The sequence below is a fragment of the Exiguobacterium sp. s34 genome (genome assembly GCF_018617435.1).
Lineage (GTDB): Bacteria > Bacillota > Bacilli > Exiguobacteriales > Exiguobacteriaceae > Exiguobacterium > Exiguobacterium aestuarii.
In genome coordinates this window covers 93,104-114,699 of sequence record NZ_JACSKE010000001.1, presented here as the reverse complement: position 1 = coordinate 114,699, position 21,596 = coordinate 93,104, and the positions used below count along the sequence as shown (strand labels likewise).

The following is a 21,596-nucleotide window of genomic DNA, read 5'->3' as shown; positions in this document are numbered from 1 at the left end:
TACGATTAATCAAAACGATGGAGGTTGGATGATGGGATATATTACAGCACATGACGGTACGAATTTATACGTGGAGGATGTCGGTTCTGGGGAGCCGATCGTCTTCTTACACGGTTGGCCTGCGAACAACAATATGTTCGAATATCAGAAGAATGCGTTAATCGAAGCCGGCTATCGCTATATCGGAATCGACTTCAGAGGGTACGGGAAATCGGATGCACCGGCGACAGGGTATGACTATGAGACGATGGCATCTGATGTGCATATGGTCGTTTACGGGCTTGGCTTAAAAGACTTCACGCTCGTTGGTTTTTCAATGGGTGGTGCGATCGCAGTCCGCTACGCAGCCGACTATAAAGAGGATGGACTCAAAAAGTTAGTCTTAGCGGGAGCGGCAGCACCGATTTTCACACAACGTTCAGACTATCCATACGGCATGACAACGGAAGAAGTCGACGCGTTGATTGAAGATACGCGAGCCGACCGACCGAAAATGCTCGAAGGGTTCGGAGAAATCTTCTTTGAGAAAGAACATTCGAAACCGATGCAGAATTGGTTCCACCATCTCGCACTCGTGGCCTCGAGTCACGGAACGATTGCCTCGGCACAGGCACTCCGGGACGAAGATTTGCGCGATGCTTTGCCGAAGATTGACGTAGAGACGTTAATTATTCACGGCGTACATGATAAAATCTGTCCATTTGAGTTTGCAGAACAGATGGAGCAAGGCATTTCGAACGCTCGGATTGAGCGTTTCGAAGAGAGCGGACACGGCACCGTGCTCGATGAACGAGAGAAATTTAACGATACACTGTTGCAGTTTGTTCAATAATTTATGGGCTCCTAAAGGGGCCCTTTTGTATGTCTGGATGGATAAGAACCAACTAAAACGGGTATAAATCAATTGGAGTTCCCTTCCAATTCTTTTGAATCACCGAAACATCGCTGTGACCAGGATCACGATGTTTTTTTGTGTCGTTTAGGAGAAAGGGGATGATTACAGATAGGAACATGGATTTAGTTCAACCTGTCCTACCATTCATGGTACAATAACGGGGTGGATTAACAGATTGAGGAGAGATTTAAATGAACATCGCTTTCTTTTTATATCCGAAAGAAGACGTCAAATATTTGGACCCCGAATCAACGGTACGACAAGCACTTGAAAAGATGAAACATCATCGATTCACGTCTGTCCCACTCGTTTCGGAAAACGGATTTTACGCCGGGACGATGACAGAGGGGGATTTGCTCTGGGCACTCGCAGAACAGCTTCGTGGGGAAGAAGACTATGAAAAAGTGCTCCGGACACGTCTAAAAGATATCAAGCAACGCGTTCGCTATAAGCCGGTATCGATTACTGCTCAAATCGAAGAGCTCGTCGATGCGATCACGGATCAAAACTTCGTGCCGGTCGTCGATGACGGCAAATATTTTATCGGCATCATCCGACGCCGTGACATCATCGAGTATTACTCGACAAAGTTGAAACAACTCGAGAATGAAGTCCGATAAATAACAAGCCAGAACCGACTCGCGGTTCTGGCTTGTTTTATGTTTCTTTCTGCTTTGTTTTCAAAAACGGAAGTGGGGCAATCATTGCGATGAAGTAAATCAAGGTGATGACGAGTAAGAGTATGATTGCCGGCAAATATGGGGCAATCAGTGGAATGACAAGCAAGGCAGCTAGCATCGAAAGTCGCTTCCACGACACATTGAAGAACAGACGGTTGAAGTAAATGACACCATATCCAAACAAGACAATGGCGACATACAGTGTGATGCGATGTGCCAAATCGAGCGTCTGCATCGGGTCGTGCACGATGGTGATCTTGACGACGGCGAGTAAGATGATACCGAGGAACATCGAGAGGTGTGACCAATAGAACCCCGCCTTGGCGATCTGATCCCGTTTATCCGTGTGCATTTCTTGAAAACGACTTTCTCTTGTTTCATCGTCTTTCACATAGGAATACCAAAGCAGAACGGTCAGCGTCAGCGCAAGAATCATCGTCAAGACGACATCAGAAGTCAAATCTTCATCAATCGCGGCGCGACCGGTCGACGCAATCGTTTCGCCAAGGGCGATGACGAGGATGAGGTAATGTCGCTCAAGGAAGTGCCAGGACGACACTTCGAACTGCCCTCTGTTTTTCTGTACAAGAGGACCTAATACGGCGACGATCGCGACAATCCCCCATACAATCAGGCGTACGTTCCCTTCAAACAGTGAAGCAACGAGGATGATGATGCTAAATGATACGTTGTACGGTACGATGGCGAGCATCGCTTTTTTCGTATCATCATTACTGTGCAACAAGAATAGCGTCGAATGTACGGCGACAATCACTAAAAAACCAAGTCCGAAGATGAAGCCATCTTGATCATAGGCTTTTGGGATGGCGACGGAAATCAGCATAAATCCAATCATCCCGAGCGTCATGAAGATTTGATGGTTTCTTCTTGTCAGTTTGGTCGTATTCGTCAACCAAATATACCCTTCGAAGATATACCAAATGAGGGCCATAAGGACGAAAACCTCTAAAAACGTATGAAATGTCAGATGATGCTCGAGCTTCAACGTAAGTTGAATGAATGTAAACACAAATACTAAATCAAAAAACAGTTCAATCTTTTCTACCTTTTCATGATGAGAGGGCATGGGAGAACTCCTTTTCATAGATTCATTGTTATTTACCCGTCCATTTCACAAAAAACCCTTCATTTCAAAAATGAAGGGCAAATATCAAGTAAGGGGTGGAAAATGGGGAAGTACATATTTTCCTAATTCATCGATGACTTCTTCGGCCGGACGTTCTCCGTCGAAGAGGGCGAAGAACAGATGATTCACTCCAATCGCACGATACGCTTCGAGCAATTTAATCAAATGGTTGCGACCGATTCGGAAACCGAGTCGAATCGGTGTCGGTGGCTCATCTGGGTCAAGCGTCAAATCAAGATGCATCGGCATCGAGAACGGACGGAATGTGCGACCGTGCGCCTCACCGCTCGCGCGCCACGCGTCGAGCACTTGTTGTTGTGCGAAAGGTGCTTGCGGATAATACATCCACCCGTCCCCATTCGCCCCAAGCCAGTCCATGTCTTGTTGCGCGAACCCGGTGATCATCGTCGGGATCCGTTTTTTCGGACGTGGCACAAGCGTAGCCTGTTCGACTTCCCCATACGGTGAGTCAATGGTTGGGTAGTTGTTGTAAAGCGCCTGCTCCATGACACGAAGCGACTCTTTGAATTGGTCGCCACGTGTCGGGTGGTCGACTCCGAGCCCTTTGAAATCGGCACGACGGTCACCTGAAGAGATGCCTAAAATCAATCGTTCTGGGAACAACGATTCAATTGTTGCGACTTCCTTCGCCGAACGAAGGGGATGACGGAGTGGCAAGACGAGTGCAGACGTACCGAGTGCGATGTTTTTCGTTTGACCGAGTAAATGTGTTCCGTAAATCAGCATGTCGTAAATCTGACCGACGGCAGGGTCTAGGAAATTCGGGTCTTTTAATAAGACGTCCCGTAGCCATAACGCTGTGAAGCCGTAGTCGTCGGCCTTTTGGGCAAGTTCGACTTGGCGTTCGAGAGTCGGGGTACGCATCTTGAAATTTTCTAAAGGGATGTGGAGGCCGAGCGTGAGCTCGCCCTCCCGGTACATCCAATTGTAGCTTTTGTGATTGTTGAACATGAGGTCCTCCTTAGTTTGCTTCCAAACGACGTGAGATGGCTGTCAAGATGACGGCGATGATGACCATGATGCCACCGACCCAAGGGGTATGCACAAGTCCGATTGAATCGGCGACGATTCCACCGATTGTTGCACCTAAGGCAATCCCGATGTTGAAGGCAGCGATGTTGAGCGCTGATGCGACATCGACAGCGGCAGGTACATATTTTTCAGCCAATTGTACGATATACAGTTGAAGTCCAGGCACGTTCATGAAGGCGAGGAGACCCATCAAGACGATTGCGATGAGACCGGCCACTTTGAATGGAATCATGAACGACATGATGATCATGACTGCCGCGTGAACGATAAACATATAGAACAATGCTTTTGCTGGATTTTCGTTTGCGAGCTTTCCGCCGACCGCGTTCCCGATGGCGACTGCGATTCCGTAAACGAGTAAGACGACACTGATTAAACTAGGACTGATTTTTGTCACGTCTTGCATGATTGGTGTCAAGTACGTGAAGGCGACGAACGTTCCGCCGTAACCGAGTGCTGTGATCAAGAATCCGAGCATGAGACGACCATTCGTGAGCAATTTCTTCATATCTGAGAACTTCGCTGGTGGTGACTGTTTCAAATCTTTCGGAATCAAAAAGAAGCTTGCGATTATTGAAACGACACCAAGTGCTGCGACAGCGAAGAATGTTGCACGCCATCCGAACGCTTGACCGATGAAAGTACCGAGTGGGACACCTGTGACGGTCGCGACGGTTAAACCTGTAAACATAAGTGCGATGGCACTCGCTTTTTTATGCGGTGGTACAAGTTGAACGGCAATCGTTGCCCCGATGGAGAAGAAGACACCGTGCGAGAACGCGGTGATAAATCGGGCGACAATTAAGAGTTCAAAACTAGTCGACATGGCAGAGACCAAGTTTCCGCCGATGAAGACGACCATGAGCGCCATGAGTAACGTTTTGCGGTTCATTCGGTTTGTGAGTGCCGTCAAAATTGGTGCACCGACAGCTACGCCAATCGCGTAACCCGAGATAATGAGACCAGCGAGTGTGATGCCGATGTTTAAATCACTTGCGATTGAAGCGAGAAGACCGACCGGGACGAACTCGGTCGTTCCGATGCCGAAAGCGCTGATCGCGAGGGCGAGTAATGCTAACCCTCCATTTTTAGGTGCCTGTTCTTCGACAGGTTGCGTGTACGGTTGATTCATGAATAGTTCCTCCTAAAATAAATGAATAGTGTGGAAGACGAGGGCCCTTCGTCTCCGAATAGCAAAGACATTTCTCTTTCCTCTGTTGTTCAGTACGGTCGAAAAAGTACCTTACCGTCTCAAGAGGGTGTTACGAGCGAAATGAACTTGTATGGATTTGCTATAGTTGCTATCATAAGTGCATGAAAACTGTTTGAGAAGTACGTACTTTTTAGTGCGGTAGGCACCAAAAAGTGCCTATGGAAGAACTGGAGGAAACGATATGCCATATAACATTCCGGTCGAAGCGACACTTGATGTGATCGGCGGCAAATGGAAAGTCGTCATCATGTGTCATTTGATTAAAGGAGAGCGACGGACGAGTGAGCTTCGTAAGCTCATGCCGAACATCACCCAAAAGATGCTCACCCAACAATTGCGTGAGCTTGAAGCGGACGGGGTTGTCGTGCGTACGGTGTACGAGCAAGTGCCGCCGAAAGTCATCTACTCGCTCTCAGAGTATGGATGGTCACTAAAACCAATCCTAGACGCCATGTGCGCTTGGGGTGAGTGTCACATCGATCAGACAGGAGACGAGGTCATCTCCTAACATTCACGGTCGTCCATGATGGACGACCGTTTTTTGTACATTAAAGTCGGGTACAGGGACAGAGACAAGGAGGGACTTAGGATGGACTTGAAAACTTATATGTTTACAGATGACGGATCCATTCCGAATCATCCGGATTATCCAGCGCTCCTCTATCGTGGTGTCTTTGATGATCCGAGCGGGATGCAGGAGACGTTCGCTCATAACGAATGGACGAACAGCTGGGTGAACGGGGTGTTCGACTATCATCACTATCACAGCAACACGCACGAAGTATTGGGGGTATTGAACGGCGAAGCGACGCTTCAACTCGGAGGGACGAACGGTGATCTCGTACGCGTACGTGCGGGGGACGTGCTCGTCTTACCGGCAGGGACCGGACATCGTCGTATCGAAGCGAGTTCAGACTTCCAAGTCGTCGGGGCATATCCGGACGGTCGTGACTATGACACGTTGACCGGGAAGACGGAAGAACGCCCAGACAATTTAAAACGCATTGAACAAGTCGAGAAGCCGATGTTTGACCCTGTCTTCGGGACGACGGGACCATTACATGAAGCGTGGACAAAGGAGGAAACGTTATGAATCAACGACTACCACATTCTTTATTACTCGCGGCGTTAAAACAAAACGTCGTCGAATTGAAAGACGGACGCGAGATGCGGGCACTCGGGCAAGGCACATGGCGCATGGGAGAAGAGAAATCGAAGCATGACGCTGAAGTGGAGGCACTTCGGACAGGGCTCGACTGCGGACTCCATGTCATCGACACGGCGGAGATGTACGGCGAAGGGGAATCCGAAAAACTGGTCGGTGAAGCCATCCAAGATCGACGAGAAGAGGTGTTCCTCGTCTCGAAAGTCTATCCATACAATGCGTACGGAGAAAAACTCGTCAAAGCATGCGATGAGTCGCTCAAACGACTCGGGACCGACTATCTCGACCTTTACTTACTCCACTGGAGAGGCGATGCCCCGCTCGAGGAGACGATTCAAGGGATGGAGCAACTGAAAGCAGACGGCAAGATTCGGGCGTGGGGCGTCTCAAACTTCGACGTCGAGGATATGAAAGAACTTCTGGCCTTGCCGAACGGTGACAACTGTGCGGTCAACCAAGTGCTCTATCATCTCGGTAGTCGAGGAATCGAGTATGATCTGACTCCTTATTTGAAGGAACAAGGAATTCCGGTCATGGCGTACGCACCGCTCGCCGAAGGCAGTGACGTGAAAAAAGACGTCTTTGAAAACGAGACGGTCAATCGACTCGCGGAGACGTATAGCGCCTCGGTCGCGCAAATTTTACTGGCTTGGACGATTCGGAGTGGACACGTCATCGCCATCCCGAAAGCCGGGCAGGCTGAGCACGTCGAGGAGAATGCGGCAGCGCTCTTACTCGATTTGAGTGAGGAAGATATTGCGGCGCTCGATGAGGCGTTCCCGCCACCGACGACGAAACAACCGTTAGATGTCATTTGACGAGAGGAGCTGGACCAATCAATCGGTCCAGTTTTTCTTTTGTCGAAATCGATTGTCTTTTTCGTGTTGCGGGTAAATAAAGGAAGGACTTGCTTGTGTAGACGAGACTGATACGACAAGGGAGCTGAATTCAGAATGGAACAGACGTATACCGCCGAAGAATTCAAAGACAAGATGTACACGAATTTGAAAGTACGACCAAGTGATTCTGTTATCCTCATGTGCTCCATCTTCATCGCTTCAATCGGACTAAATATGAACTCGATTCCAATCATTATCGGGGCAATGTTAATTTCGCCGCTCATGACTCCAATCTTGAGTATCGGTCTCGCCTTGTCGCTCTATGATATGAAGCTGCTTCGGGCAGGTGTACGTCTGCTCCTTGTTCAAGTCGCGGTCAGTCTCACCGTCGCGACAATCTATTTCGCCATTTCACCGATTACGTATGCGAGTAATGAAATCATTGCCCGGACCGAGCCGACGATTTGGGACGTCATTATCGCCTTCGCCGGGGGGACGGCCGGAATCATCGGGGCACAAAAGAAGATGAGCAACAACATCGTCCCGGGTGTAGCCATCGCGACCGCCTTGATGCCCCCGCTCTGTACTGTGGGATATTCGATTGCGACGTGGAACGTTGACTACTTGATCGGATCGAGCTATCTGTTCGTCATCAACTGTGCGTTCATCGCCATCGCCACGTTCATCGGGGTCAAGTTCATGGGCATCTCACAAGTGTTGACGAAACAAGACGCCAACCATAAAAAAATCAATCGACTCCTCATCGGGTTGTCTGTCCTCATCGTTGTGCCAAGTATCTTTTCGGCTGCGACACTCGTACAAGACAGCATCGTCCGGACAGGGATCAACAACTTCATCGAAGAAGAGTTTTCAGACGCCATCATTATCAGTCAAGACTACGAAGAGGATAAGGACCTCCTCCTCGTGACGACGACAGGGAAACGGCTGACCAATGAAGAACTTGCGGAGATCGAATCCCGATTGCCGGACTACGGACTACATGCCATCGAATTGTCGGTGACACAGGTCCCGGATTTGAACGGGTTATCTGGTGAACAGGCAGCACGCATTTTACAAGACTATCTTGAAAGTCGGTTGCAACAGTTCAACTTGTTCGACAGTCGTCAAATCAATTTGGAGGACTTGCCGTTCGAACTGCAGAACGAAGTCAACCCAAACTAAAAGACCATCGATTTTTCGATGGTCTTACTCGTTAGTTTGCGAGCGGATGTTTTAAGAGATAGTCTTCAATCTGATCGATCGTTTCTTTCAAGACGCCGTCTGCGAATGGCGATTTGAGGCCTGCCAGTTCGACGAGTTCGAGGAACGATCGGCTTCCGCCTGCCTGACAGAGCGTGAGGTAATCGCTCCATGCCGCTTCGCGGTTTTCATGCATGCGTACCCAGAACTGGAACGCACACACTTGCGCGAGTGTATAGTCGATATAGTAGAACGGGCTTTGGAAGATGTGCCCTTGTTGGTGCCACCATGCGCCTGATTCGAGATAGTCGTTCGTCTCATAATCACGATGCGGAAGATAGACCTTCTCCAAATCGCGCCATGCCTGACGTCGCTCAGCAGCTGTCATCTCTGGATTACGGTAGACGACGTGTTGGAACTCGTCGACGAGCACGCCGTATGGAAGGAACGTCATGCTGCCAGCCAAGTGGTTGAACTTGTACTTGTCGACTTGGTCGCCGAAGAAGAGCTCCATCCATGGCCAACAGAAGAACTCCATTGACATCGAATGGATCTCGCACGCCTCGTACGTCGGGAAGGCGTATTCCGGAGTCGTCAAATGACGGCTCTCATATACTTGGAACGCGTGACCGACTTCGTGTGTGAGGACGTCGATATCTCCGGCTGTGCCGTTGAAGTTCGAGAAGATGAACGGAAGACCTTCAGACGGTAAGTATGTGCAATATCCGCCGCCAGCCTTACCTGGTTTCGCCGTCAAATCGAGAGCGCCGCGCTCTTGCATGTATTGGAAGAACTCGTCCGTCTCGTTCGAGAGCTCATGATACATCTTGTTTCCACCTTCGATGATGAACGATTCGTCCCCTTGAGGTGTCGCGTTACCGTCTGGGAAAACGAACGACTCATCGTAATAGTAGAGGTGATCGACGTCGATTCGTTTCGCCTGCTTGTCTTTCAACGCAGAAGCGAGCGGGACGATCACGTCACGGACTTGTTTCCGGAAGTTGTCGACCATCGACTCGTCATACCCGACGCGTTGCATGCGTGCATAGCCGAGCTCGACGAATGAAGGGAATCCGAGCGCGTGGGCGATCTCTGTACGCACGCGTACGAGGTCACCGTAAATGCGGTCGAGCTCGTCACCGTTATCAGAAAGATATGTATAGCGGGCAACGGATGCGGCTTTTCGGACATTACGGTCAGGTGATTGAAGGTATGGACCGAACTGTGACAAGTTGAGCGTCTTGCCGTCAAATTCGATTTGTGCTGCTGACATGACTTTTTGATAGGACGTCGCGAGGCGGTTCTCTTCCTGCAGTTTCGGGATGAGTGACTCTTCGAACGTCTCGAGCGCACGCTCGGCGAGGGAGAACAGCTGGCTGCCCCATTCCGCTTCGAGTTCAGAACGAAGCTCGTGGTTCGTCAAGACGCGATAGTACGCTTGGATCTCTTTCTCATAGACCGGGAGAGCATCGTCAAAGAAAGATTGTTCTTCCTCGTAAAAAGTATCGCGCGTGTCGACCGAGTGTCGGATCGCGACAAGCTGACTTTGTGTCTCAAAGTCGTTACGTTCCTTGTTGATTTGGCGAATAAGTTCGTTCGCTTCCTCGAGTGTGCTCGCTTGCTGTAATTCGGCAGAATAGTCCGACAATCTGCTGTTCAAAGCGTCCAAGTCGGGCCGTTCATATGACAATTTTGTGAAAGTCGTCATTGTAAGCGCCTCCATCGTGTGAAATTTTTATAAAGTGTAAAAAGGGCTTGCAAAAGCGATTGCACACTCGTATTCTTACGATGTGTAAAACGATTTCGCACTACCTTATACCTACTATACCGTTTATAAGGTAGGGATTGAAGTTTTAGCTTTTCGGGTATAAAAGTGAAGACTTCGATTCAATAGAACATGTTGGAGGGATTAAGCTATGGGATTCTTTAAAAAACTATTTGGTGGTAAAGAAGAACAACTCAACGCGGTTTCACCGCTTACAGGAAAGGTCGTCGACATCACGAACGTACCGGACCAAGTATTCTCACAAAAAATGATGGGTGACGGAATTGCGATCGAGCCGACAGAAGGTAAAGTCGTCTCACCGGTCAGCGGAACAATCGCTACAGTATTCCCGACGAAACACGCGATCGGTATCAATGCCGACAACGGTGCAGAGTACTTGATCCACATCGGTTTGGATACGGTAAACCTTAAAGGTGAAGGCTTCGAGACACATGTTACAGAAGGTCAGTCTGTCAAAGCAGGCGACCCGCTCGTCACGTTCGACCTCGATTTCATCAAAGCGAACGCTCCGTCGACAATCACTCCGATCATTATCACGAACCATGACAGCTTCGGCGTGAACAAACTTGTCGCAGAAGGCGACACGGTGACAGCTGGATCTTCAGAAGTCGTCGAATTGACGAAGAAATAAGAGAACGATCAAAACTCGGGAGCTCACGCTTCCGAGTATTTTTTTGTGAATTCGGGAATTATAATAAAAGAGAGGAAAGGGGGAATTGAGATGGATGGTAAAAATGCACCGTATCGGGGATACGGGGACCGAATTCGGATATTACGAGAGCGGGCTGGATTGTCAATCGAGACACTTGCGGATCAAATCGGCGTGGCCCCATATTTTATTCGACGTACCGAACTGAGTGAGGTGTATCCGACGATGCCTTACATAGAGGCGCTCGCAGAAGCTCTGCGCATCGATTCGAATTATTTGGCACGCCACATTTGGACAGGGGAGTCACTCAAAGTATTGATGCGTGGGAAAGTCCCCGAACTCGAACAGATGAAGCTCGCCTATGAAGAAGCGATGCACGGGAAGTCCGTCGAAGAGATGCAGCGACAGCTTGAGGAGCGGATGCGCATCTTTGACTTGATGCATGAAGAGGAGTTGCAGCGCATCTTCGAAGAAGACGAAGAACCGACGACACACCATGCGCTTGAGGCACTCGTTGACGCGGTCCTCGACCTTGGACGGTCCCATGACACGAATCGGCACATCGTCCCGTTCGCCCGTTACGTGGAACGACTTGTACCCGATCAGTTCGCGGACAACTCCTTCCAGTATGCAGAGTACGGCGTCGTGGATAAATCATATAAATTGCAATAATCATAGAATAAAAAAATGACCAGGAGAATCATTTCTCCTGGTCATTTCCATTGATCAGCGCATCGGACGCGCTTCGTAGCGTACTTTCGGACGTGTGCCGGCAAGTAAGAAGCCGAGCACGATATTCAAGATTGTGAGCACCCATCCGACATACCCGAACGTGTAAGCGAGGCTCGCTAGCACTGTTTGCCAGTCGAGCAGAGCTGCTGCGTCGCCGCGGAATGTGAAGCGGATGACGGTGAAGCCAATGAGTGTCGTTGCAGTAATCATGATGCCGATCCATGCGCCACCGAAGCGAGACGTTTGTGGACGTCTGCTGACCGGATACCAAAACGCGAGCGTTCCGATAAACGTACTACCTGCATACGCAAGCAGGATTTGCCATAACGCATCCGCGTCTAAGAAGACGGTGTAACAGATGAACGTCGTGAGCGTCGTCATAAACGTAAAGATTAAGGCCGCGAGTAATCGTGATCGCATAGTTCGTTTTCCTCCTCATTTTGCACATTCTTTAGAGTAAACGAAAACGAATTTGCTGTAAACGTTATTGGCGGTTTTGTAATATTTGTCGCCATTGTTTAATGGCGTTCGTTCCATAGAATAAGACGCCACCACGATAGAATTTCGAGCCGATCCAAAGCGTCACGCCAATCGTCCCGATGAGTAAACCGATCGAGAGCGCGACTTCCCACACGGCCACATCGACGAGCATGACTCGAAGGAACATGAGCATCGGGGCAAAAAATGGGACGAAGGATAGAATCGTCACGATCGTCGCATCCGGATTGTTCAAGCCGAACATCGCCACTAAGAACGCTGCGACGAGAAGCATGATGACTGGCATGACCATCTGTTGCGACTCTTCGACGCGGCTGACGAGCGAGCCGAGAACGGCGAAGAGGGACGCATACAATAAGTAGCCGAGTAGGAAGAACACAAGTAGATAGATGACGGCTCGTGCGTTCCCCGCATTTTCGATGACGGTTGTCGCTAACTCACTGCCGCTCGCACTGACATAACCGAATCCGAGGAAAATCCCGATTTGGATGAGGGCGAGCGTCCCGATTGCGGTCACTTTGGCGAGCATATGCGTGACCGGATGGGTCGTCGAGATGATGAGCTCCATGACACGCGACGACTTCTCGGTCGTCACTTCCGTTGAAATCATCGACCCGTACGTAATGATCGAGATATACAAGAGCATCAACATGACATAGACGAGTGCCGAAGATGAGAGAAGTTCATCCGAGTTCTCACCTCCGCGCCCGAGATACGACTCATCGAGCTGAATCGGTTCGCTGAGAGCGGTGATGACGGCTGGGTCGACATCGGCTGATTCAATCAATTCCGCGTTTCGCAGCTGTTGAAGCGATGTTTGCAAGAGAGTCGTAAATTCCTGTTCCGGACGTTCCGAGATGACACGGGCGTCGTAGCCATCGACGAAAGCGACGACCCCGTACTCGCCGTCGTTGATTCCGGTCCGCGCTTCTTCTTCAGTGATGTCACTCACGGCGACATCCTCATAGCCGAGCGACTTCATCGTATCAACAAGCGCTGGATTCTCCGATACGACGAGGGCACTCGCCTGTTCGGAATCCTCGAACGAGGACATGATGCGGTCGATGTTCGTAAATCCAAAGATGAAAAGAATCGTCAACGCCGTTGAGATGACGAACGCCTTCGAACGGATTCTCGATTTGAGTGTGAATGCATAGAGCGGTCCAAAGTTATGAAACATGCTGTCCGACCTCCTTGATAAAGATGTCATTGAGCGATACCGGTTGACGCATGAACGTCTTGACGTTCGCCTGATGGCGGACGAGTGTCGATAGAACGATATCACTGTCTTCGAACGAATGCAGGCGTACTAAGTGACCGGATTTGTACGGCTCGATCGTCTCGACGACAGGAAGTGCTTCGAGTAATTGGATTTGGTCCGTCTCAATGAAGAGAGCCGGTTCGGCGTAACGCGACTTGATCGTCGGTACGTCACCACTGACGACGGCACGACCGCCTTTTAAAATCCCGACATGTTGACAGAGCTCTTCGACATGCTCCATCCGGTGGCTTGAGAAGACGATGGTCGTCCCCGCGTCGCGCAAGGCGAGCACTTCACGTTTCAAGATTTCGACGTTGACCGGGTCGAGTCCACTGAATGGCTCATCTAAGATGACGAGTTCAGGGTTGTGGAGCAGGGCGGCGACGAGTTGAATCTTCTGCTGATTCCCTTTTGACAGTTGTTCGACGCGCATCGTCTCATACTGGGGGATCTCCAGCCGTTCGAGCCATGATTTGACCGCACGTTTGGCATCGCTTGAGCGCATGCCTTTCAAACTGGCTAAAAAGACGAGTTGTTCGCGTACTTGTGACTTCGGGTAGAGGCCTCGTTCCTCTGGTAAGTATCCGACGATTCGATGGTCGACTGCTTTTCCGTTCCATGTGATCGTTCCATCGGTCGGTTTTAAGATGTCGAGAATCATGCGGAATGTCGTCGTCTTTCCGGCGCCGTTCGCTCCGAGTAGTCCAAACATTTCCCCTTGTGGGACGCGGAAAGTGAGGTCGTCGACAGCGGTGAAGTCACCGAATTCTTTGGTGACTCGTTCGATCTGTAATGCCATATGCTTATACCTCCTTAGAATGTCTCTACTCCTATCGTACGCCACCGTGAGCAAAAAGTTTCACTTTTTCTGGCAAATGATTTATCTTGAAATCAAGATAATAAAGGAGGGTGACAATGAATACGCAGTCTACAGGCATCCATCACATCTCATCGATGGTTCAAGACCCGCAACGTACGCTTGATTTTTATGGGCAAGTACTCGGTCTCCGTTTCGTGAAACAGACCGTCAATTTTGATGACCCGGGCACGTATCATCTCTATTTCGGGGACGAGGTCGGCACACCGGGGACCGTGATCACGTTCTTCCCGATTCCAGGGTTAGGGAAGGGTCAGGTCGGAAGTGGCCAGGTCGGTGTGACGACATATCTCGTGCCGGCAGGAAGTTTACCGTTCTGGGAAGAAAGACTACAACAGCATGGAATCGCGACCGTTGCCACGGAACGGTTCGATGAGCCGTCGCTTCTTTTTGAAGACCCGGACGGACTCGTCGTCGAACTCGTCGCACGGGCTACGACGAAACAGACGCACTGGGTCATCCCGGGCGTCACGAAGAATGAGGCGATTGTCGGATTTGCCGGCGCTACGCTTTTATCAAAATCACCGGAAGAAACCGTACGTTTGTTGGTGGAACTTTTCGGATTTGAACGGATCGAAGAAGATGAGGAATGGATTCGTCTGAAAGGGACGGCTGACTACGGGAACGTGATCGATGTCAAAAAGACGATTCTTCCGAACGGTGTGCCGGGAACGGGGACGGTCCATCATATCGCTTGGCGGGTTGCGGACGGTGAACGTTATTCTACCTGGCAAGATGCCATCTTTGATCTCGGACTGAGACCGACCGAAGTGAAAGAACGGAACTATTTCCGCTCGGTTTATTTCCATGATGCCGGACGTATCCTGCACGAACTGGCGACAGACGTACCGGGATTCACCGTGGACGAATCGGTCGACACACTCGGTGAGACGTTACGTTTACCGCCATGGCTTGAAGCGGACCGCGACAAGATTGTCCGTACGTTACCAACCATTACAATCCCGAAAGGAGAACGCATATGATTCATCAATTCATTCAAGGAACGAAAGAAACGACGCTCGTCTTATTACACGGAACAGGGGGTAGCGAGCAAGACTTGATCCCGCTCGCGAAAGAGCTGTCACCGGAGTCAAACGTCCTGACGCTACGAGGGGATGTGCTTGAGAACGGGATGACCCGATTCTTCCGTCGTCACGCGGAAGGCGTGCTCGATCTTGAAGATTTAAAAAAGCAGACGGAACGCTTCCTTCAGTTTTTAGATGATGCTGCAGCGGAATATGGGATCAAACGAGACAAGATGATTCCGATCGGTTATTCGAACGGGGCAAACTTGATCGGTTCTGCGCTGTACCGCCAACCGGCCTTCGGCGCTTCACTCTTGTTCCATCCGATGGTCCCGGACCGCTCGCTCACTTTACCGGATTTGTCAGGGACGAACGTGTTCATCTCGGCAGGAGAGCGCGACCCGATTTGCCCGAAAGCAGAAACAGAAGAGCTGACATCGACACTCCGGAATGCCGGAGCGGACGTCGAGCTCTTCTATCATACGGGTGGGCATGAAGTGCGCATGGAAGAAGTCGAGGCGGCACGGACATGGATTGCCGCTCACCTCGACTAATTCGTTCAAGCCATTTTTTTCGGTTTGTTCGGACGAGAATAGACGACGAGGACACCTCGGTCAATCAAATAGGCGGCGAATAAACGTTTTGCTTCCTCAGCACGCACAGTTCGGTCGATTTGGATATACAATCGGCCGAGCTTTTTTTGTGAGGTTCGCGTGAGCAACCAAATCGAATCGAGCGTATACTGCCAGGTTTGGAGTGTGTCGCCACCGATATATAAGTAGCGATTTTGCGTACGCTCGAGCAAATAGTTGAGCCACCAGACGTCACGGACCAGTTTGGCACAGACACCGAGCACGAACGTGAGACCGAGGAAGGCCATGCTAGACAACAGAGGATGAATGGCAGAGAAGCCGTTGCGGACCGATTCAAAGGCGATCATGAGTAGCCCGACGGAAAAGCTGCTGATGAACCACCAAAATCCGAAGTTAGAGAATGAACGTTTTGGGTCATGAACCATATGATGTCGATTCCGGATGATCGAAGCCATTCTCTCCACCTCCTTTATTAGAATATTCTGAATATTTAGTAACACTACTATACTATACTGTACCCAATCCCGTCTATTTGAATACGCTCACAACGTGCTGAATCGTGAGGATTTTTTGACGTTTCGGCTTGCAATCAGCGAATTATGGGAATGATGACAATGAAGACATGAAAATTTTGTTGAAACGTAATTTCACTTGGCGAGGGAATCGATTATGATAGGTGAGGGATTTTTCCATATGACCTTTCATGAATTCCGTATGCAAAGAGCACGTGAAAACATGAAGGTCAGCTTCATCGTAATCATCATAAAGAACTAGAGGGAATGTTATGAGAAATTATTGGTACGACAATATTAAGGGAGTGCTCGTCTTGCTCGTCGTGTTCGGTCACCTGTTGACGGACGTACGTGGCGCATACGACGATATTCTACCGAAGTGGGTGTATTTGTTCCTGTACACTTTCCACATGCCGTTATTCATTATGCTCAGCGGTTATTTTTATCGAGAGAACCGATATTTACGTGTGATCCAGTTGTTCGTCGTCTACGTCATCTGGCAAGTCATTCTCGGTTCATGGTTCGCCTTCACAGAAGGAATCCCGATTTTCTCACTTGAGAATCCGGGACTGAATCTGTTGAAGCCATACTGGGCACTTTGGTATTTGATGGCGATCATTTTCTGGTACATCATTACCCCATACGTGACACAATTGAAAGGGTATGTTCTCTATGCGCTCCTATTCGCGCTCTTATTCGGGTTCCAGGCCGAGGCGACCGGGTACTTCGCGTTACGAAAAGTCATCATGTTCTATCCATTCTTCCTGATTGGGAACTGGATGTCCGAACGGAATACGCTTAATTTCTTCGAACTTCCGAAACGGGCAGAACAACGAAACCGTTATCGAATCGGTGGAGCGATTGTCTTTGTCACGCTGACAATCGGCTTATTGATTTCCATGCGCGTCCAACAAGATGACACGTTCTATCATATCGGGAACTTGTTCAAGTTCCGTTTCGCCTATGATACGGCGGTGCCGGAAGCGATGTGGAGCGGACCGTTTGCCTTCTTGATTGTCTATACGGTGTCTCTCCTCATGTCAATCAGCTTCGCACTCATCATTCCGGGACGAAAGCTGCCTATTTTCTCTCGGGCAGGGCGATATAGCTTGTACGTGTATCTCGTTCACGTGTTCTTCGTCGTCGCTTGGAAGGCGTTCGTGCCAGCTGGATTTATGCCGACGTCTTGGATGCAACTGCTCGTCTTGTTCGGCGTCGCATTCGTGATGGTGCTCGTGATTATCAGTCCACCGATGGTCCGTCTGTTGCGTCCGCTCGTCGAAATTGATGTGAGGCGCGTACAAAATACGAAAGGTGTGAAAGGGTAAAGTCTTTTCTAAACGCTTCATTTCCGCTACACTTTATAAAGAAGAAACGAAACTAGAGTTAAGGAAGTGACCCTATGCCATACGAAAATGGAATGCACAGCACAGAAGGCGACGTGAACGTCTCTCGTCACGTCGTGGAAATGATCGCCGCAGTCGCGGTGAAAGAAACGAAACACGTATCGTTCACGCAGGAAGACACGAAATTGTCAGAACGTGCGCTCATGAAACATGTGAAAGTGGATGAGTCAGAAGAAGGCATCACAATCAACTTATCGCTTTACATCGCATATGGTCAGTCGATCATCAAGACGGTGACGGCTGTTCAAGAGCGAATCACGCAAGATATGGATACGATGCTCGCGATGACACCGCGTTCGGTGAACGTAAAAGTCGTTGGCATTCAACTGTAATGGGGAGGGGAGAGCGGAAGCTCTTCTCTTTTTTTGATTTTTGCGAAAACGGTTGCATCAAGATAACGTTTTCATTTATAATAGAAATCGAACAAGTGCAACCGTTTGCATCATTGACCAAACGTGCGACGGGTACTTGTCAAGTTCCCTAAATGTAGTCTGACGACACAAGCATTTGAAGGAAAGGCGGAAAGCATGTATGTCAACGATTGAAGCAGTGATTTTCGATTTGGACGGTGTCATCACTGACACGGCAGAGTACCATTACCTCGCTTGGAAGCAGCTCGGTGAAGAGCTCGGAATTCCATTTGACCGCGAATTCAACGAAACCCTCAAAGGGGTGAGTCGGACTGAGTCGCTCGAGCGCATCCTTACGCTCGGCGGAAAACAGAACGATTTCACACCGGAAGAGAAAGAAGAACTCGCCCAAAAGAAAAACGAGCATTACGTTGAACTTATTCAACATATCTCATCTGACGATTTGCTTCCTGGTATCGTTTCATTCCTTGATGAAATCAAAGAGGCGGGACTAAAAATCGGAATGGCTTCTGCTTCAAAGAACGCGTTTGCGGTCGTTGACGCACTAGGCGTCCGTCATTACTTCGACCATATTGTCGATGCAGCCACTGTCGCCCAGTCAAAACCGCACCCCGAAGTGTTTTTGAAAGCCGCTTCTGCCCTTGGCGTGAAACCCGAACTCGCCATCGGCGTTGAAGACGCGGCTGCAGGCGTAACTGCAATCAAAGCGGCAAACATGTTTGCTGTCGCCGTCGGAGAAGAATCGATGCTCGGTCATGCAGACCTCATCGTCGCTTCTACTGACGAACTTTCACTCGATCGCATCCTCGAACGCGCTCGCGTGTAATGGACTACAATCATCTTCCGTGAGACGGCGACTGCCCCGAACAGTCGCCGTCTTTTTATGGTCCAAAAGTCCCAAATAGACAATATTGCCCAAAAAGAGATGACAAGCACATTACAAATCCGTTACACTTTTATAGAAGATATCAAGGGATAATTAGGAATTACTGATTTAAAATAGGGAATTCCTAAAATTAATTGGATGTAGAAGGGGATTTGTGTATGGAATCTACGAATGTGAATGAGCACATTTACAGAGAATTGATGGAAATCGAGGAATCGTACCGTCAATTACAACGACGTGCAGAATATTTGATCGCGGAACTGAGTCGAGACAAAGAGGAAAAAGACTCAATGACTGATGCATCAAAACGCCTACGTCCACGTCGTGTAAATCAGCGCTATCCGCTCGAAGTATATGTTCATCAAGTGACGGATCTATTGAAAGAGCGTCAGACGATGAGCGTACGTGATATACAGATGGAGCTCGAACTTCGTTACCGTCATCACATCAGCAACATTTACCAATTGATGGTGAAGATTGAAGGGGTGAACCCGGAAATCAAAAAGATTGGCCGCGGCCTCTATACATATGAACCAGCAGAAGAAGTAGCCGTAACATTTTCATAATCTTGAGCCGATGGGGAACGCCCCATCGGCTTTTTGTTGTAAACGGACTGATATCAACTCATCGATTCAAAATATGATATAATTCGCCAGAGTCTATTTTTTTGAGAGAGGAACTGTCGGCCCATGCTATGGATTGCCATGTTGGTCAGTTTTGTGATGGCCATCTTGATTACACCGCTCGTTCGTCGATTCGCATTCTTCATTGGTGCGGTCGATCATCCGAACGCACGAAAAGTACATTTACGGACGATGCCACGAATCGGTGGTCTGGCGATCTTCATTGCCTTTTTCATCGGCTATGCGTTGCTGCTTCCGACGAGTCGTTATAATGACGCCATCTTGATCGGGGCCGTCGTCATTCTCATTACCGGACTGATCGATGACCGCTTCCAGTTGTCGGCCCGCGTGAAGTTGATGGGGCAGATGATTGCGACGGTCGTCGTTTTGAACTCTGGGATGCGCATCGAGCTCGTCAACCTCCCGTTCGACCAGCAACTGTATCTCGGGTCATGGAGTATCCCGGTCACGGTTCTCTGGCTGATTGGGATCACGAATGCGATCAACTTGATCGATGGGCTCGACGGGCTCGCAGCAGGTGTGTCGAGTATCGCCCTCGGAACGATTGCTGTCCTAGCGATCATTCAAGGGAACGTCTATTTGACGATGATGGCCCTGTTGTTGCTCGCGAGTACACTCGGCTTTCTCGTCCATAACTTCTACCCAGCGAAGATTTTTATGGGGGACACGGGAGCGTTATTTCTCGGATATATGCTTGCCGTCTTCTCGCTGATCGGTTTTAAGAACGTTACATTGTTTTCACTCGTCGTTCCGGTCTTGTTGCTCGGCTTGCCGATCTCGGATACGATTTTCGCGATTGTACGTCGGCTCGTCCAAGGGCGACCTCCGATGTCGCCTGATAAATCGCACATGCACCATCAGTTGATCGACATGGGGTTCACGACACGCCAAGCTGTCTTGCTCATGTATGGGATGACCCTTTTCTTTGGGATCTCTTCGATCTTATTTGCGAAGACGACGATGATCGGGGCGGTCATCACGTTCGTCGTGGTCCTGATCGTCATTGAATTGATTGTCGAATCGACCGAACTCATTCATCCGAACTATAAACCAATCATCCGTACGTCCCGACGACTTTTGGGTCGTCCGAGGACATAAACAAACGGCCGATATCGCCAAGCGATATCGGCCGTTTTCGTTAGTAAATCGTCGTCTCGGTCATCGAGTCATCTGTCTCATCCGTTGACGGTTCGTCTGCCGTGACGGGCATTCCTAGCTCTGTTTGGAGAAGGGCTTGCGCGTCGCGGAGGTCAGCGGGGTCAAGTTCGTAATAATAGACACCGTTCAACGTCAAATCGGTTCCTTCAAGTGTTTCACGATTGAATGACTTGAGGGATTTCGCATACGGTTGAAGCTGTGAGGCTTCTGACAAGGACATGTTCGTTCGAATATTCTCGCCGACCGCATTCATGATCCGGTTCAACTTGGTGAACGAGTTGATCGTGGTCGCCTCGTTGATGATGGCCTCGATCACTTGTTGCTGTCGACCGGCCCGACCGATGTCACCAGCTGGGTCTTCTTTTCGCATACGGGCGTATGCGAGCGCTTCTTTCCCGTTCAACACTTGCACGCCAGGCTCTAACTCGACGTTCCCGGTCGCTTTTCCGGAGATTGGGATGAGGACGTCGATTTCGACACCTCCGACCGCATCGACGAGGTCTTCGATTCCGTCAAAGTTAATGGTCGCATAGTAGTCGATTGGAATATCGAGCAAATTCTCGACGGTCGCGATCGTTGCATCGATGCCTCCGTACGAATAAGCATGGTTAATCTTGTCTTTGAACGGGTCGCCTTCATCGAGGATAATGTCGACATACGAGTCGCGCGGAATGCTGACGAGTGTCACTTGACGCGATTCCTTGTTGAACGTCGCCACCATCAACGAGTCACTTCGACCTTCTTCGAGTGAGGCGCCGCCATCGACACCTGCTAATAGGACGGAGAAGTGATCTTTCGTCAAGTCGATGGTTTCGTCACGACGCTCTGATTTGTCGCCACGCTCCAACTCTTTGTTTGCATTTTCGGCGGTATCGTTTGCTTTGAAGACAAAATACCCGAAAGCGGAACCGCCGATCAGCAAGACGACACCCAGCACGATGAGGACGATTTTCCAAGGTGACTTTTTCTTGCGTGGGGGTGTTTCCATATGGATTCCTCATTTCAG

The 21,596-nt window shown here is 49.6% G+C and carries 24 protein-coding genes; 15 read left to right on the top strand and 9 right to left on the bottom strand.

The features are described 5' to 3' along the window. Nucleotides 1–28 precede the first annotated feature (28 nt). Nucleotides 29–832, top strand: a complete 804-nt coding sequence (locus tag KNO87_RS00615; RefSeq protein WP_214793676.1) for an alpha/beta fold hydrolase — start codon at nucleotides 29–31, stop codon at nucleotides 830–832. 254 nt (nucleotides 833–1,086) lie between these two features. Then, entirely contained in the window at nucleotides 1,087–1,515 is a 429-nt protein-coding gene (locus KNO87_RS00610; RefSeq protein ID WP_012727014.1) for a CBS domain-containing protein, read from the top strand. A 37-nt stretch (nucleotides 1,516–1,552) separates the two neighbouring features. Here the strand turns inward: KNO87_RS00610 and KNO87_RS00605 are convergent, their stop codons facing one another. The 3 genes from KNO87_RS00605 to KNO87_RS00595 all read right to left on the bottom strand — a co-directional run bounded on the left by KNO87_RS00605 (nucleotide 1,553) and on the right by KNO87_RS00595 (nucleotide 4,907). Beyond that, nucleotides 1,553–2,662, bottom strand: coding sequence for a low temperature requirement protein A (locus KNO87_RS00605; RefSeq protein ID WP_214793679.1), 1,110 nt, complete (start codon nucleotides 2,660–2,662; stop codon nucleotides 1,553–1,555). Nucleotides 2,663–2,746: 84 nt separating this feature from the next. Further along, nucleotides 2,747–3,694: an LLM class oxidoreductase gene (locus KNO87_RS00600; protein WP_214793682.1), complete on the bottom strand. Its 948-nt coding sequence runs from the start codon at nucleotides 3,692–3,694 to the stop codon at nucleotides 2,747–2,749. 10 nt (nucleotides 3,695–3,704) lie between these two features. After that, nucleotides 3,705–4,907 (bottom strand): MFS transporter, encoded by a 1,203-nt coding sequence (locus tag KNO87_RS00595; protein WP_214793685.1) that lies wholly within the window; start codon nucleotides 4,905–4,907, stop codon nucleotides 3,705–3,707. A 262-nt stretch (nucleotides 4,908–5,169) separates the two neighbouring features. Between KNO87_RS00595 and KNO87_RS00590 the strand changes: the two genes are divergently transcribed. The 4 genes from KNO87_RS00590 (at nucleotide 5,170) to KNO87_RS00575 (ending at nucleotide 8,174) form a co-directional block, all read left to right on the top strand. Then, nucleotides 5,170–5,496 carry a winged helix-turn-helix transcriptional regulator gene (locus KNO87_RS00590; RefSeq protein WP_214793689.1) on the top strand — a complete coding sequence of 109 codons (327 nt, stop codon included), beginning with the start codon at nucleotides 5,170–5,172 and terminating at the stop codon, nucleotides 5,494–5,496. A gap of 81 nt (nucleotides 5,497–5,577) precedes the next feature. Then, a complete protein-coding gene (locus KNO87_RS00585; RefSeq protein WP_214793692.1) occupies nucleotides 5,578–6,081 on the top strand; it encodes a cupin domain-containing protein in 504 nt (167 codons plus the stop codon). After that, nucleotides 6,078–6,971, top strand: coding sequence for an aldo/keto reductase (locus tag KNO87_RS00580; RefSeq protein ID WP_285800629.1), 894 nt, complete (start codon nucleotides 6,078–6,080; stop codon nucleotides 6,969–6,971). Before KNO87_RS00585 ends, KNO87_RS00580 begins: the two co-directional genes overlap by 4 nt. Nucleotides 6,972–7,106: 135 nt before the next feature. Beyond that, nucleotides 7,107–8,174, top strand: a complete 1,068-nt coding sequence (locus tag KNO87_RS00575; RefSeq protein ID WP_214793695.1) for a DUF389 domain-containing protein — start codon at nucleotides 7,107–7,109, stop codon at nucleotides 8,172–8,174. Nucleotides 8,175–8,205: 31 nt separating this feature from the next. On the opposite strand, the gene KNO87_RS00570 is transcribed toward KNO87_RS00575, so the two are convergent. Beyond that, nucleotides 8,206–9,900: a M3 family oligoendopeptidase gene (locus KNO87_RS00570; protein WP_214793698.1), complete on the bottom strand. Its 1,695-nt coding sequence runs from the start codon at nucleotides 9,898–9,900 to the stop codon at nucleotides 8,206–8,208. Nucleotides 9,901–10,108: 208 nt separating this feature from the next. Here KNO87_RS00570 and KNO87_RS00565 point away from each other — a divergent pair, with 208 nt between their 5' ends. Further along, the gene (locus tag KNO87_RS00565) at nucleotides 10,109–10,609 is read left to right on the top strand and encodes a PTS sugar transporter subunit IIA (RefSeq protein WP_012727005.1); all 501 of its coding nucleotides are present in this window, start codon (nucleotides 10,109–10,111) and stop codon (nucleotides 10,607–10,609) included. 90 nt (nucleotides 10,610–10,699) lie between these two features. Further along, entirely contained in the window at nucleotides 10,700–11,299 is a 600-nt protein-coding gene (locus KNO87_RS00560; protein WP_214786800.1) for a helix-turn-helix domain-containing protein, read from the top strand. 54 nt (nucleotides 11,300–11,353) lie between these two features. On the opposite strand, the gene KNO87_RS00555 is transcribed toward KNO87_RS00560, so the two are convergent. The 3 genes from KNO87_RS00555 to KNO87_RS00545 form a co-directional block, all read right to left on the bottom strand. After that, nucleotides 11,354–11,779 carry a hypothetical protein gene (locus KNO87_RS00555; RefSeq protein WP_214693732.1) on the bottom strand — a complete coding sequence of 142 codons (426 nt, stop codon included), beginning with the start codon at nucleotides 11,777–11,779 and terminating at the stop codon, nucleotides 11,354–11,356. A gap of 64 nt (nucleotides 11,780–11,843) precedes the next feature. After that, nucleotides 11,844–13,037, bottom strand: a complete 1,194-nt coding sequence (locus KNO87_RS00550) for an ABC transporter permease (protein ID WP_214793701.1) — start codon at nucleotides 13,035–13,037, stop codon at nucleotides 11,844–11,846. Beyond that, nucleotides 13,027–13,917, bottom strand: coding sequence for an ABC transporter ATP-binding protein (locus KNO87_RS00545; protein WP_214786805.1), 891 nt, complete (start codon nucleotides 13,915–13,917; stop codon nucleotides 13,027–13,029). Before KNO87_RS00545 ends, KNO87_RS00550 begins: the two co-directional genes overlap by 11 nt. 116 nt (nucleotides 13,918–14,033) lie before the next feature. Between KNO87_RS00545 and KNO87_RS00540 the strand changes: the two genes are divergently transcribed. Both KNO87_RS00540 and KNO87_RS00535 read left to right on the top strand, forming a co-directional pair. Continuing rightward, nucleotides 14,034–14,978, top strand: a complete 945-nt coding sequence (locus tag KNO87_RS00540) for a ring-cleaving dioxygenase (RefSeq protein WP_214793704.1) — start codon at nucleotides 14,034–14,036, stop codon at nucleotides 14,976–14,978. Further along, on the top strand, nucleotides 14,975–15,574 hold the full coding sequence (locus KNO87_RS00535; protein ID WP_214786809.1) for an alpha/beta hydrolase: 600 nt from the start codon (nucleotides 14,975–14,977) through the stop codon (nucleotides 15,572–15,574). Before KNO87_RS00540 ends, KNO87_RS00535 begins: the two co-directional genes overlap by 4 nt. A gap of 5 nt (nucleotides 15,575–15,579) precedes the next feature. On the opposite strand, the gene KNO87_RS00530 is transcribed toward KNO87_RS00535, so the two are convergent. Next, entirely contained in the window at nucleotides 15,580–16,068 is a 489-nt protein-coding gene (locus KNO87_RS00530; protein ID WP_214786811.1) for a hypothetical protein, read from the bottom strand. 329 nt (nucleotides 16,069–16,397) lie between these two features. Here KNO87_RS00530 and KNO87_RS00525 point away from each other — a divergent pair, with 329 nt between their 5' ends. The 5 genes from KNO87_RS00525 to KNO87_RS00505 all read left to right on the top strand — a co-directional run bounded on the left by KNO87_RS00525 (nucleotide 16,398) and on the right by KNO87_RS00505 (nucleotide 20,530). Further along, entirely contained in the window at nucleotides 16,398–17,453 is a 1,056-nt protein-coding gene (locus KNO87_RS00525; RefSeq protein ID WP_214793707.1) for an acyltransferase family protein, read from the top strand. Nucleotides 17,454–17,527: 74 nt separating this feature from the next. Then, nucleotides 17,528–17,863: an Asp23/Gls24 family envelope stress response protein gene (locus KNO87_RS00520; protein WP_074033784.1), complete on the top strand. Its 336-nt coding sequence runs from the start codon at nucleotides 17,528–17,530 to the stop codon at nucleotides 17,861–17,863. 199 nt (nucleotides 17,864–18,062) lie between these two features. After that, a complete protein-coding gene (gene pgmB, locus KNO87_RS00515; RefSeq protein ID WP_074033782.1) occupies nucleotides 18,063–18,728 on the top strand; it encodes a beta-phosphoglucomutase in 666 nt (221 codons plus the stop codon). Between the two features lie 218 nt (nucleotides 18,729–18,946). Next, nucleotides 18,947–19,354 (top strand): Rok-like winged helix domain-containing protein, encoded by a 408-nt coding sequence (locus tag KNO87_RS00510; RefSeq protein ID WP_214793710.1) that lies wholly within the window; start codon nucleotides 18,947–18,949, stop codon nucleotides 19,352–19,354. Between the two features lie 123 nt (nucleotides 19,355–19,477). Further along, a complete protein-coding gene (locus KNO87_RS00505; protein WP_214793713.1) occupies nucleotides 19,478–20,530 on the top strand; it encodes a glycosyltransferase family 4 protein in 1,053 nt (350 codons plus the stop codon). Nucleotides 20,531–20,570: 40 nt separating this feature from the next. On the opposite strand, the gene KNO87_RS00500 is transcribed toward KNO87_RS00505, so the two are convergent. Continuing rightward, on the bottom strand, nucleotides 20,571–21,578 hold the full coding sequence (locus tag KNO87_RS00500) for an LCP family protein (RefSeq protein WP_214793717.1): 1,008 nt from the start codon (nucleotides 21,576–21,578) through the stop codon (nucleotides 20,571–20,573). Nucleotides 21,579–21,596 lie beyond the last annotated feature (18 nt).